Below are 12,736 nucleotides of genomic sequence, written 5' to 3' on the forward strand. Positions count from 1 at the left end.
AAAATTTAGCGCTTTCGCGCCACACTCTTCTTACTTTAACTTAACTACTTTCCAAATAAAGTATTGGAAACGTAAAAATTTAATGATGTCTTGGGAGACCCAACATGATTTATCAAGGCGAAAGCATCCGGGTTGATTTTATAGAGCCGGGTTTTGCAGAGCTTCAGTTTGATGCCAAAGGCTCGGTTAATAAATTTGACCAAAAAACCTTACAAGAGTTTAGTGACGCACTTACTCAATTAGCACAAACCGATGACTTGCGTGGTGTGATTGTCACCAGTTCTAAACCAACGTTCATCGTCGGCGCTGATATCACTGAATTCTTAAACATGTTTGCAGACCCTGAGAATACTCGCGAATGGGTCGCAAAAGCTTCACGCGTATTCGACCAGTTAGAAGACCTGCCGGTTCCAACCGTTGGTGCCGTTAAAGGCTTTGCACTCGGTGGTGGCTGTGAAGCATTACTTGCGTGTGATTATCGCGTTGCCGATAGCACTGCCACAATTGGTTTGCCTGAGGTGAAGTTAGGTCTCATTCCAGGCTTCGGTGGCACCATGCGTTTGCCGCGTGTAATCGGCCCTGACAACGCGCTTGAATGGATTACTACAGGTAAGAACAACTCTGCTTTAGACGCATTAAAAGTGGGTGCCGTTGATGCCGTTGTTGAACCGGACAACCTCACGGAAGCAGCTTTGAATCTGGCTAAAGCAGCAGCTGCCGGTGAACAAGACTGGAAAGCTAAGCGCCAACCGAAGTTGGAACCGCTTAAAGCGAACGATACTGAGCTAACCATGACATTAGTGACGGCTAAAGGTATGGTCGCAGCCAAAGCGGGTAAACACTACCCCGCGCCTCATAAAGCTATTGAAGCCATTGAAAACGGTGCCCGCGAAGCGCGCGAAGGTGCATTAAATGCCGAGAATCAGGCATTCTTTGATTTAACTCAGACTGATGCATGCCACGCACAAGTGGGTATTTTCCTCGCTGACCAAGCCGTTAAAGGAAAATCAAAGAAATACGCTAAGTCAGCAAGTAAAGAGATCAACACCGCAGCGGTACTAGGTGCTGGCATCATGGGCGGCGGTATTGCTTACCAATCAGCCCTCAAAGGCGTTCCTGCAGTGATGAAAGACATCAAGCAAGATGCGCTTGATCTGGGCATGAAGGAAGCTGGCAAGATCCTTAAAAAAGGTGTTGAACGCGGCAAAGTATCTAGCGAAAAAATGATTAAGGTACTTTCTTCTATCACACCCACGTTGCTTAATGACGCAGTTAAAGACGTTGATATTGTTGTTGAGGCGGTTGTCGAGAATCCAAAAGTCAAAGGCTCAGTGTTAGCAGAAGTCGAAGGCGTGATCAGCGACGATGCTATTTTAACGTCAAACACATCGACTATTTCTATCACGGAACTGGCGAAGAACCTCAAGCGTCCCGAGAAATTCTGCGGTATGCACTTCTTCAATCCAGTGCATAAAATGCCATTGGTTGAAATTATCCGCGGCGAAAAAACCTCTGACGAAACCGTTGCCGCAGTTGTCGCTTACGCGCTGAAGTTGGGTAAAACACCGATTGTTGTTAACGACTGCCCTGGTTTCTACGTTAACCGTGTACTTTTCCCTTACTTAGCTGGTTTTGCTGGCATGGTCGACGAAGGCATCGACTTTGTTGGTATTGATAAGGTCATGGAGAAGATGTTCGGTTGGCCAATGGGCCCTGCTTACTTGAGCGACGTTGTTGGCATTGATACCGCTGATCATTGTACCGTGGTTATGGCTGATGGCTTCCCATCGCGCATGGCGCGCAACGAAAGCAGCGCAATTGCCCAGTTAGCAAAAGCAGAGCGTTATGGTCAGAAAAACGGCAAAGGTTTCTATGTTTATGGCACCGATAAGAAAGGCAAGCCAACGAAAGAAGCCGATCCTGAAACCTATAAACTCATTGGTGCAGAACCTGGTAAGCAAGCAGATAAAGATGAAGTTATCGCTCGCTGCATGATCCCAATGGTGAACGAGGTCGTTCGTTGTCTCGAAGAAGGCATTATTGGGTCAGCTGCAGAAGCAGACATTGCATTACTTTACGGTCTTGGCTTCCCTCCCTTCCGTGGTGGGCCTTTCCGTTACTTAGAAACCGTGGGTATCGAGAATTTTGTGAAGCTCGCTGATAAATACGCACACTTAGGTGAAATCTACCAAGTGACTGACGGAATGCGCGAAATGGCGAAAGCGGGCAAATCTTACTTCGACACAACTAGCGCGAAGTAAGGCGAGGAGGATTTTATAATGAAAGACGTAGTTATCGTAGACTGTATTCGTACCCCAATGGGACGTTCTAAGAATGGCGTTTTTCGCCATACGCGCGCCGAAGACCTTTCGGCCGCATTGATGAAAGGTCTTCTTGAGCGCAATCCCGAGGTGGATGTCAATGAACTAGAAGACATCTATTGGGGTTGTGTTCAGCAAACGCTTGAACAAGGCTTTAATATTGCTCGTAATTCAGCGCTTATTGCAGGCATTCCGCACTCGGTAGCTGGCGTTACCGTAAACCGCTTATGTGGCTCATCAATGCAGGCGCTGCATGATGCAACACGCGCAATCATGAATGGCGACGGTGACATCTTTATGGCGGGCGGTGTTGAACACATGGGTCACGTGCCAATGACCCACGGCATCGACTTCCATCCAGGCATGAATAAGTCCGTGGCACGCGCTGCGGGCAGCATGGGAATGACCGCAGAACTGTTGTCTCGCAAGTTTGGCATATCTCGCGAACAACAAGATGCCTTTGGTGCACGCTCTCACCAACGCGCGCATCAAGCCACGGTTGAGGGACGTTTCGCTAAGGAAATCTATGCGATTAACGGCCACAACGAAAAAGGCGAACTGGTCCGTGTTACAACCGATGAAGTCATTCGTCCTGAAACCACAGCGGAGTCTCTCGCTCAGCTGCGCCCAGTATTCGACCCTGCTAACGGGACGGTTACTGCAGGTACTTCATCTGCACTATCTGACGGCGCTGCGGCAATGCTAGTCATGTCTGCAGAAAAAGCAAAAGCGTTAGGTTTAACGCCGCGCGTTAAAATCCGTTCGATGGCCGTCGCAGGTTGCGACCCAAGCATCATGGGGTATGGCCCGGTGCCAGCGACCGAAAAGGCACTGAAACGTGCAGGCGTAAGTATGGATGACATCGATGTCGTTGAGCTTAACGAAGCGTTTGCCGCTCAATCACTCCCTGTACTTAAAGGTCTTAAACTATTCGACCAAATGGAAGACAAGGTCAACTTGAACGGCGGCGCCATTGCTTTAGGTCATCCACTCGGTTGTTCTGGCGCCCGTATCTCTACGACGCTGATTAACTTAATGGAAGAGAAAGACGCTAAACTCGGCTTAGCAACTATGTGCATTGGTCTAGGTCAGGGTATAGCAACGGTATTTGAGCGCGTTTAAACGCTCTTAGATAGATAAAAGCCCATGGTACCTATGGTATCATGGGCTTTTTTATGACTGCCTTATACGAGCGATGAGCGATGCAAATCAAAGTCGATAAAGAATTAGATACTTTAGGTCTGAGATGCCCGGAGCCCGTCATGTTGGTGCGTGCCACGATCCGTAAGCTAACGGTGGGTCAGGTACTGATGGTGATAGCCGATGACCCTGCCACGCGACGCGACATTCCACAATTCTGTGAGTTCATGGAGCACAAGTTAGTGCAACAATCTGTTGCAGACACACCATTCAGATACTGGATAGAAAAGTCGCACGATTAGACGTGCGACTTTGGCAACCCATTTAGTTTAAATAGCACTCCCAGAACTCTGCTTGGCCAACATCGCCCAGCTCGTAAGGCTTGAAGCCAAAGTTCTCGTATGCCTTTTTAGCGCGGTCGTTGTGGGTGAGTACTTCGAGTGTCAGTTTTACGCAACCACGAAACTGCGCCAAGGTTTTAACTTCTTCAAGTAGCTTTTGAGCAACACCTTGGCCACGATACTCATCGACCACTGCAATGTCGTGGATATTCATCAACGGTTTTGCCGCAAAAGTTGAGAAACCTTCTACACAATTCACAACGCCGACAGGTTGGTCACCGTCGAATGCAAGTAAGGAAAATACGTTATCCCGTTTGGCCATCTCTTTAATGAGGTTATCCTTAACCTCTTCCGATATTCCTTCTCCGCCCCCCATTGGGTCTTTTGCATACATGTCGAGCATATTCACCACTGCTTGGGCATGTGCTGGGTTGGCGTAGTCAGCCAAGGTAATTTCTATCATATCACTTCCGTTTAGTGCTCAGTCTAAAGGTTTCCATCGCTGTCTTACACGGTTCATAGCGATGACAGTCGATCAAATGGTCGTTCACCATACCCACGGCCTCCATAAAAGCGTAGCAAATTGTCGGACCGACAAATTTAAAGCCTTCTTTTTTTAGGGCTTTTGCCATCTGACGCGACGCAGTTGTTTCAGTGGGTACTTCAGATAATGCCTGATACGCATTAATTGTGGGTTCAAAGTCGACGAATTTCCACAAAAATTCGCTAAAGTCTTGTCCCCTATCACGCAATTTAAGGTATGCACGCGCATTAGTAAATATCGCGTCAATTTTCGCTTGGCTACGAATGATGGCAGGGTTGGTATACAGTGCTTCACGTTCGTAATCTGGCATCCTCACAAGCGCATCTGGATTAAAGTTATGGAACAGCGCATGGTAGGCGTCCCACTTGCGTAAAATGGTAAGCCAACTTAATCCCGCTTGTTGTCCATCAAGACATAGCTTTGCAAACAAATCCTGCGGATCCTTAACCGGCATCCCCCAGAGCGTATCGTGATAATGCTCGTATTCGCTGTCGCCTTCGCACCAACCACAGCGAACGAGTTGCTGATTTGTCATTTTATCCCCTATAACCGAGGCTTATCAAAGGGTATAATCTAGACATACATGATTATCTTTGGTCAACCAAAAAATAGGTTGCATACACTTATGGCAAAATACGACGTTAATACTTTCCAAGGGCTGATACTCGCCCTCCAAGATTACTGGGCTCAGCAAGGTTGTGCGGTAGTACAGCCGCTAGACATGGAAGTGGGTGCAGGTACATTCCACCCCATGACCTTTTTGCGGTCACTGGGTCCTGAACCGGCAAGCTTTGCGTATGTGCAACCTTGTCGTCGCCCGACCGATGGGCGCTATGGTGAAAACCCTAACCGACTGCAACATTACTACCAATTTCAAGTCATCATGAAACCGTCACCAAAGGATATTCAAGAACTCTATCTTGGCTCACTTAAGTTGCTCGGTTTCGACCCACTTACTCACGACATTCGTTTTGTCGAGGATAACTGGGAAAGCCCAACACTGGGTGCTTGGGGCTTAGGCTGGGAGGTTTGGTTGAACGGCATGGAGGTCACTCAGTTCACGTACTTCCAGCAAGTCGGCGGCATTGAATGTAAACCTGTTGCTGGAGAGATCACCTACGGCCTTGAACGTCTTGCTATGTATATTCAAGGTGTCGACAGCATCTATGATTTGGTTTGGGCCGACGGCCCGCGTGGTAAAATTTTCTACCGTGACGTATTCCACCAAAACGAAGTTGAGCAATCGACGTACAACTTTGAAATTGCCAATACCGATACCCTATTTCGTCGTTTTGATGAGTGTGAGCAAGAATGTAATGTGCTGATCGAGCGTGGTCTATCACTACCCGCTTATGAACAGGTCATGAAGGCGTCACACGCTTTTAACTTATTAGACGCCCGTCACGCTATTTCAGTGACAGAACGCCAACGCTATATCTTGCGCGTCAGAACAATGGCTAAGGCATGTGCTGAAGTCTATTATCAAGCGCGCGAAGCACTCGGGTTTCCTTTATGTGAAACCTCATCGGAAGCGAAAGGAGCTTAGTTGTGAAGCAGGATACTTTACTCGTTGAATTAGGAACCGAAGAGCTTCCACCGAAAGCACTCAAGCAGTTAAGCGAGAGCTTTAAGCATGGTATTGAGGAAGGCTTAAACAAAGCAGAGTTGGCATTTGGTGAAATTAAGGCCCTTGCAACACCCCGCCGCTTAGCCGTTTTGGTTAATTCGTTAGAAGGCCAACAACAAGATAAAGTGGTCGAAAAACGTGGTCCCTCAGTAGATGTTGCTTTTGATGAAGCGGGTCAACCGACTAAAGCAGCACAGGGTTGGGCACGCTCTAATGGTATTGAGGTGAGCGAAGCCGAACGTTTAGAGACGGATAAAGGTGCTTGGCTGTTACATAAAGCTGAGGTTAAAGGCGAATCGCTTGCGCAGGTATTGCCAGGCATTGTCGAGGATGCTTTAAAGAAACTTCCTATTCCTAAACCGATGCGTTGGGGCGATTCCGATGCACAATTCATTCGCCCTGTGCATACCCTAACCTTACTGTTTGGTGATGAACTCATTAATGCTAGCTTGCTTGGAATTAAAAGCGGTCGGCACATTAATGCGCATCGTTTCCACGCACCTGATGGTTTCGATATTCAGCATGCCGATGATTACGAAGCGCAACTTTATAAACACCACGTGATCGCCGACCAAGCAAAACGTATGGAATTAATCCGTACCTCCATCAATGACCTCGCTTCACAGTTAGGTGGCACGGTCGAAACTGACGAGGATTTGGTCGAGGAAGTATCAGCGCTTGTTGAATGGCCCGTTGCACTATCAGCGAGTTTTGATGAACAGTTTTTAACAGTGCCAAAAGAAGCGCTTATCGTGACGATGAAAGACGATCAACGTTACTTCCCCGTCCAAGATGATAAGGGTGAATTGAAGCCTGTATTCATTTTTATCACCAATATCGACAGCAAAGATCCTAAGCAAATCATTAAGGGTAACGAACGTGTCGTTCGCCCGCGTCTTGCCGATGCACAGTTCTTCTTTGAATCTGATAAAAAGGTAACGCTTTCCTCGCGGCTCGATAAGCTTGGGACGGTGTTGTTTCAAAAGCAACTAGGCACGATGAAAGACAAATCTGAACGCATTTCTAGATTGAGTGCTCGAATTGCAGGTTCTCTTAATGCCGATGAGCAGCATGCGCGCTTAGCCGGTGAGTTATGTAAGACAGATTTAGTCACTGATATGGTTTCTGAATTCCCAGAAACACAGGGCGTAATGGGTCGTCATTACGCGCTCAATGACGGTTTAGATGCTGAAGTGGCTGATGCTATTGAACAGCACTACTGGCCACGCTTTGCGGGCGATAATTTGCCTACTTCGGATGTAAGTCGATCCGTTGCATTAGCCGATAAACTTGATTCTTTAGTGGGTATATTTGGTATTGGCCAAACACCTAAAGGCGATCGTGATCCTTTTGCGCTGCGCCGAGCGGCTCTAGGTTTAATTCGTATCATTGTTGAATCTAACTTAAACCTCGACCTTTACGAGTTAATTGACGCGGCAATCGGTGAATTCGGTGACCGTCTTAGTAACAATGATGTGCGCGAAAACGTCTTTAACTTCATTATTGGTCGTTTCCGTCCTTGGTATCAAGAACAAGGTATCTCTGTAGATGTTATTCAGGCGGTCTTAGCACGCGCTCCATCACGCCCTGCCGACTTTAACCTCCGCATTCACGCTGTTGATGCATTTAAGCAACATGATGCGGCAGAGAGCCTCTCAGCGGCTAATAAGCGTGTCGGTAATATACTGTCTAAATCCGAAGGCGATCTTACGGGTAAAATTGATCATACGCTCTTGGTGGCCGCAGAGGAAAAAACTTTAGCAGCGCAGATATCTGAAACAGAGAAAAGTGCTGAGCCGGAAATCGCTGCGGGTAATTACGAAGGTGCACTTACACGAATGGCATCATTAAAGTCACCTATCGACGATTTCTTTGAAAACGTGATGGTTAATGATGAGGACCCAGCAGTCCGCCAAAATCGATTGAACCTTTTGTATCAGCTCCGCGGTATGTTCTTGCGAGTTGCTGATATATCGTTATTGCAGTAAGTGAGATAACGATAATAAAAAACCCGCTCAGTGAGCGGGTTTTTTTATACTTATTTGTCAGTAGCTTAACCGTACTTTATACATCCAGATTTGCCACTTTTAGTGCGTTCGATTCAATAAAGTTACGACGAGGTTCAACATCGTCACCCATCAAGGTTGAAAACAACTGGTCGGCACCGATTGCATCTTCAATCGTCACTTGAAGCATACGACGTGTCTCGGGATCCATCGTCGTTTCCCATAGTTGCTCTGGGTTCATTTCACCAAGCCCTTTGTAACGCTGTACGTAGAGACCGCGCTTAGACTCTGAAATCAACCATTCGACCGCCTCAACAAAGTGTGAAACTGGCTGACGTTTTTCACCACGTGTCACATAGCCGCCCTCTTCCACTAATGCATGAATTTCCTTGCCGACTGTCACGATTTGCTCGTAATCCTTCGACATCAAGAATTCATAATTAAGAGGATAATCGGTATCAACACCGTGTTGACGGATACGCGTTGTAGGCAGCCACATCTTACGCTCAGCATCTTCATGCAAAGATATTGTGTAAGTTGCTGAATCGACTTCGCGTGCAGTCAGGTCATCGTTTAATTGCTGAGCCCATTCTTCCATGTACGCCTTGTCACGCAGTGCATCATCGGTCAGACGCGGAGCATAGAATAGACGTTGCAAGAACTTCTCAGGAATACGACGTGACAAACGCTTAATTGTCTCTTGCGCTAATTGATAACCGTTCACGAGATTCTCAAGATGTTCGCCACCAATTCCAGGTGCTTCAGCCGTGGGGTGGAGTGACGCGTTATCTAACGCCAAGCTTGTTAGGTAGCGAATTAAAGCAGGGTCATCTTTTATGTAAGTTTCCTGCTTACCCTTTTTAACCTTATAAAGCGGTGGCTGAGCGATATAAATGTAACCACGCTCAATGATTTCTGGCATTTGACGATAGAAGAAAGTCAAAAGCAGTGTACGTATATGAGAGCCATCGACATCAGCATCGGTCATGATAATGATGCGGTGATAGCGAGTCTTGTCGGGATCATATTCATCACGTCCGATACCACAACCCATTGCGGTAATTAATGTGCCGACTTCTTGTGAAGACAACATTTTATCGAAACGCGCTTTTTCTACGTTAAGAATCTTACCCTTTAGAGGCAGTATCGCTTGGTTTTTACGATTGCGACCCTGCTTTGCTGAGCCACCTGCAGAGTCACCCTCCACAATATAGAGTTCAGAAAGTGCAGGATCTTTTTCCTGGCAGTCCGCAAGCTTACCAGGCAAGCCTGCGATATCTAAGGCGCCTTTTCGGCGCGTCATCTCACGCGCTTTACGGGCCGCTTCACGCGCTCGCGCAGCATCGACAATTTTGTTGACGATAAGCTTTGAGTCTTGGGGGTTTTCTAAAAGAAAATCCGCTAAACGTTCATTCATCGCTTGCTCAACAGCTGACTTAACCTCTGACGAAACTAGTTTTTCTTTTGTCTGTGATGAAAACTTCGGATCAGGTACCTTTACAGAAATAACAGCAGTGAGTCCTTCACGCGCATCATCGCCTGTTGCTGCTGTTTTGGTTTTCTTGGTGAAACCTTCCTTTTCCATATAACTATTCAGCGTACGCGTTAGCGCAGCTCGGAAACCAGCCAAGTGCGTACCGCCATCTCGCTGTGGAATATTATTGGTATAACAATAGATATTTTCTTGGAAAGAATCATTCCACTGCATGCTTACTTCAACCGAAATGCCATCTTCCTCACGTTCAGACGTGAAATGAAATGGATTCGGGTGAATTGGCGTTTTTGCCTTATTAAGATAAGTGACAAACGCTGAAATTCCGCCTTCATACTTAAATTCATCTTTGCGGTCATCGCGCTCGTCCGATAGACGAATTGCAACGCCAGAGTTTAGAAACGAGAGTTCTCGCAAGCGCTTAGCTAAAATATCATAGTGGAACTCAGTATCAGAGAATATGCTAGCGCTCGGCCAAAAACGAAGTTCTGTGCCTGTTTGGTCAGTGTCGCCTATTTGTTGTACGTCAGTCTCAGGCTCACCGAGATGATAGGTCTGCTCATAAACGTGACCTTGGCGTCTAATCGTTAGTTTCAACTTATCAGACAAGGCGTTTACAACGGATACACCCACGCCATGCAGTCCACCGGAAACTTTATACGAATTGTCATCGAACTTACCACCCGCATGAAGTACCGTCATAATGACCTGCGCAGCTGATACGCCTTCCTCTTCGTGAAGGTCGACGGGAATACCTCGACCGTCGTCACGTACCGACACTGAACCGTCTGAATGAATGCGGACATCAACACCGGTACAGTGACCTGCAAGCGCTTCATCAATTGAGTTGTCCACCACCTCAAAGACCATGTGGTGTAAACCTGTTCCATCATCGGTGTCGCCGATATACATTCCCGGGCGCTTTCTCACCGCATCAAGTCCTTTAAGAACTTTAATACTCGAAGAGCCGTAATTGTTATCTGACATAATTAATTCTCAGTTTGTTGTTTCAATATCCCGTGTTCCACGTGGAACATTTTCGGATTTTGTTTAAACAGCCGAGCCACTGGCGAAGAGTCAATCGCGGTAATAAAACTCTGACACTTCAACCCCTCGAGCGCTGTTATAAATTTTTTCTGATTCGCCTCATCTAACTCTGAGGTAATATCATCGACTAAAAAAATGCAGCTGCTATCTTTCTTCTCATTATAATGAGCAGCTTGAGCAAGCTTTAAACTCGCTACTAGAAGCTTCAACTGACCTCGCGACAGTACAAGCTTTGCATCTATGCCATCTACCGTTAATTTAATATCGGCCTTGTGAGGTCCAATCGATGTATGCCCGTAGCGCCGGTCACGTTCTGTGTGCTTATCAAGGGCATCAGCCAGGCTCAAACTTTGGTCCCAGCCCTGCTTTAAACCAACTTCCAGTTTAACATCCGGCAGAAAGAATGTTGCACTCTTTGTAATGAAATTTTCAATTTCTTGTATATACCGGATACGTAATTGAATAATCTCCTCGCCCAATCGAGCCAGCTGAGCGCGCCAAAAGGAGTCTTGCCTTACATCGCCTTTGCTACGCAGTAGAAAGTTACGCTGTTTGAGGGATTTTGTATAAGCGACCCAAAGCTCATAAAAAGTGTGTTCCACGTGGAACACTCCCCAATCCATAAACTGACGCCTGAGGCTTGGACCGCCTAAAATGAGCTCTACAGACTCCGGTGTGAATAATTGAACGGGTATAAAACGCGCTATTTCAGACAACTTATGTACTGTCTCACCATTCAACCGAAGCTGAACCTCGCCCTCACTTGTTCTACGAAGCCCTATCTTAAAAACTTCGTCTCTATCAGACATCGCTTCGCAAAACACGGTAAAATCTGACTCACTACTATTTATCAGCTGCTTATAGCCTCCAGGGCGAAAGCTTCGACCAAAGCCCAAGAGGTATATCGCCTCAATCAGCGAAGTTTTACCGGACCCGTTCAAGCCACCTATCAAGTTTGCGTAAGGCGAAGGCTCAAAATCAAAGCGCTTAAAATTCCGGAAATTTATTGCCTTAAGCGCATTAAGTCGCATATAGGAATTATAATCTCATTGGCATCACGACATAGCAGCATGAGTCATCATCTTTAGGCTCAATCAACGCGCTGCTATTTGCATCAGAGAGAACAAAGCAAACTTCTTCGGCTTCAATATTATTAAGCACATCGAGCAAATAACTTACATTAAAGCCTATCTCAATGGCTTCGCCTTCGTAGTTGACTTCGATTACCTCTTCCGCCTGTTCTTGTTCAGGGTTGGTTGCCGTAATACATAGTTCGCCAGCTGTAATATTTAAGCGAACACCACGAAACTTTTCATTCGACAGAATCGACGCGCGTCCAAATGCTTGGCGAAGAAGATCACGATCCGCGAAGATTTGCTTATCACCGCCCTGCGGAACAACTCGACGATAGTCAGGGAAACGTCCATCAACCAGCTTGCTCGTAAAAACAATATCAGCAGTCTCAACACGAATATGATTGTTACCGATAGCAACGGCTACCTCAGAGTCATCTTCGTTAAGCAAACGTAGTAACTCAACGACCCCTTTTCTTGGAACGATAACCTGCCGCTGACTCAAACCAGGCTGCTCTATGTGACAATTACTCATTGCTAATCGATGACCATCCGTCGCAACGGAACGCAACATATTCGCGTCTGTCTCAAACAACATGCCATTGAGATAATAGCGGACATCCTGATTAGCCATAGAAAAGTGAGTCTTTTCCATGAGTCGTTTTAAAGTATCTTGGGATGTAATAAAATTCACTTCGCTCGACCAGTCCTCTATATTAGGAAAGTCATCAGCACTCAACGAACTCAGTTTAAATTTGCTTCGCCCCGAGCGAACACGGACGCCCTCATCATCACCGACTAACTCAATCGGTGACTCATCTGGGAGACTACGCACAATATCGAGCAACTTTTTCGCCGGCACCGTTACCATCCCGTCGCCACCGGAGGACTCCACCTTGACCGAAGAGATAAGCTCGACTTCAAGGTCGGTTCCAGTGAGGCGTAGCGTATCGCCCTCAACCTTCAATAATAAGTTCGACAGAATCGGCAACGTGTGTCGACGTTCAACCGCTCCGCTGACAATTTGTAGAGGTTTTAAAAATGCATCTCGGCTTACCGTAAATTTCATTGATGAGTCCCCTGTTGAGAGTGCCGTTCCAATTAAGAGGATAGCGTCCTAATTAGATTACGATAGTCTTCTTTTA

The 12,736-nt window shown here is 46.6% G+C and carries 10 protein-coding genes; 5 read left to right on the top strand and 5 right to left on the bottom strand.

What is annotated here, in order from left to right; translation table 11 throughout:
* Nucleotides 1-104: 104 nt before the first annotated feature.
* From fadB to tusA, 3 genes are all read left to right on the top strand, one after another.
* Nucleotides 105-2,261 carry a fatty acid oxidation complex subunit alpha FadB gene (gene fadB / locus OS145_RS01255; RefSeq protein WP_006954123.1) on the top strand — a complete coding sequence of 719 codons (2,157 nt, stop codon included), beginning with the start codon at nucleotides 105-107 and terminating at the stop codon, nucleotides 2,259-2,261.
* A gap of 18 nt (nucleotides 2,262-2,279) precedes the next feature.
* Nucleotides 2,280-3,443 carry an acetyl-CoA C-acyltransferase FadA gene (fadA, locus tag OS145_RS01260; protein WP_006954125.1) on the top strand — a complete coding sequence of 388 codons (1,164 nt, stop codon included), beginning with the start codon at nucleotides 2,280-2,282 and terminating at the stop codon, nucleotides 3,441-3,443.
* Between the two features lie 80 nt (nucleotides 3,444-3,523).
* Complete coding sequence (gene tusA / locus OS145_RS01265; RefSeq protein WP_006954127.1) at nucleotides 3,524-3,763, top strand: sulfurtransferase TusA; 240 nt, start codon at nucleotides 3,524-3,526, stop codon at nucleotides 3,761-3,763.
* A 22-nt stretch (nucleotides 3,764-3,785) separates the two neighbouring features.
* Here the strand turns inward: tusA and OS145_RS01270 are convergent, their stop codons facing one another.
* Nucleotides 3,786-4,265, bottom strand: a complete 480-nt coding sequence (locus OS145_RS01270) for a GNAT family N-acetyltransferase (RefSeq protein ID WP_006954128.1) — start codon at nucleotides 4,263-4,265, stop codon at nucleotides 3,786-3,788.
* Nucleotide 4,266: 1 nt separating this feature from the next.
* Complete coding sequence (locus tag OS145_RS01275) at nucleotides 4,267-4,881, bottom strand: DNA-3-methyladenine glycosylase I (protein WP_006954131.1); 615 nt, start codon at nucleotides 4,879-4,881, stop codon at nucleotides 4,267-4,269.
* A 90-nt stretch (nucleotides 4,882-4,971) separates the two neighbouring features.
* Here OS145_RS01275 and glyQ point away from each other — a divergent pair, with 90 nt between their 5' ends.
* Nucleotides 4,972-5,892: a glycine--tRNA ligase subunit alpha gene (gene glyQ, locus OS145_RS01280; RefSeq protein WP_006954133.1), complete on the top strand. Its 921-nt coding sequence runs from the start codon at nucleotides 4,972-4,974 to the stop codon at nucleotides 5,890-5,892.
* Nucleotides 5,893-5,894: 2 nt separating this feature from the next.
* Nucleotides 5,895-7,961, top strand: a complete 2,067-nt coding sequence (gene glyS / locus OS145_RS01285; RefSeq protein WP_006954135.1) for a glycine--tRNA ligase subunit beta — start codon at nucleotides 5,895-5,897, stop codon at nucleotides 7,959-7,961.
* A gap of 76 nt (nucleotides 7,962-8,037) precedes the next feature.
* Here glyS and gyrB read toward each other — a convergent pair whose 3' ends face one another.
* The 3 genes from gyrB to dnaN are packed head-to-tail and all read right to left on the bottom strand — an operon-like array spanning nucleotide 8,038 to nucleotide 12,660.
* Nucleotides 8,038-10,458: a DNA topoisomerase (ATP-hydrolyzing) subunit B gene (gene gyrB / locus OS145_RS01290; protein WP_006954137.1), complete on the bottom strand. Its 2,421-nt coding sequence runs from the start codon at nucleotides 10,456-10,458 to the stop codon at nucleotides 8,038-8,040.
* A gap of 2 nt (nucleotides 10,459-10,460) precedes the next feature.
* Nucleotides 10,461-11,549, bottom strand: a complete 1,089-nt coding sequence (recF, locus tag OS145_RS01295) for a DNA replication/repair protein RecF (protein WP_006954139.1) — start codon at nucleotides 11,547-11,549, stop codon at nucleotides 10,461-10,463.
* 7 nt (nucleotides 11,550-11,556) lie between these two features.
* The gene (dnaN, locus tag OS145_RS01300; protein WP_006954141.1) at nucleotides 11,557-12,660 is read right to left on the bottom strand and encodes a DNA polymerase III subunit beta; all 1,104 of its coding nucleotides are present in this window, start codon (nucleotides 12,658-12,660) and stop codon (nucleotides 11,557-11,559) included.
* Nucleotides 12,661-12,736 lie beyond the last annotated feature (76 nt).

The sequence above is a fragment of the Idiomarina baltica OS145 genome, assembly GCF_000152885.1.
Taxonomy (GTDB): Bacteria; Pseudomonadota; Gammaproteobacteria; order Enterobacterales; family Alteromonadaceae; genus Idiomarina; species Idiomarina baltica.

Bases quoted from the DNA above. Each gene is read 5' to 3' on its own strand.
- fadB (WP_006954123.1), top strand. From the start codon at position 105: ATGATTTATCAAGGCGAAAGCATCCGGGTTGATTTTATAGAGCCGGGT.
- fadA (WP_006954125.1), top strand. From the start codon at position 2,280: ATGAAAGACGTAGTTATCGTAGACTGTATTCGTACCCCAATGGGACGT.
- tusA (WP_006954127.1), top strand. From the start codon at position 3,524: ATGCAAATCAAAGTCGATAAAGAATTAGATACTTTAGGTCTGAGATGC.
- OS145_RS01270 (WP_006954128.1), bottom strand. From the start codon at position 4,265: ATGATAGAAATTACCTTGGCTGACTACGCCAACCCAGCACATGCCCAA.
- OS145_RS01275 (WP_006954131.1), bottom strand. From the start codon at position 4,881: ATGACAAATCAGCAACTCGTTCGCTGTGGTTGGTGCGAAGGCGACAGC.
- glyQ (WP_006954133.1), top strand. From the start codon at position 4,972: ATGGCAAAATACGACGTTAATACTTTCCAAGGGCTGATACTCGCCCTC.
- gyrB (WP_006954137.1), bottom strand. From the start codon at position 10,458: ATGTCAGATAACAATTACGGCTCTTCGAGTATTAAAGTTCTTAAAGGA.
- recF (WP_006954139.1), bottom strand. From the start codon at position 11,549: ATGCGACTTAATGCGCTTAAGGCAATAAATTTCCGGAATTTTAAGCGC.
- dnaN (WP_006954141.1), bottom strand. From the start codon at position 12,660: ATGAAATTTACGGTAAGCCGAGATGCATTTTTAAAACCTCTACAAATT.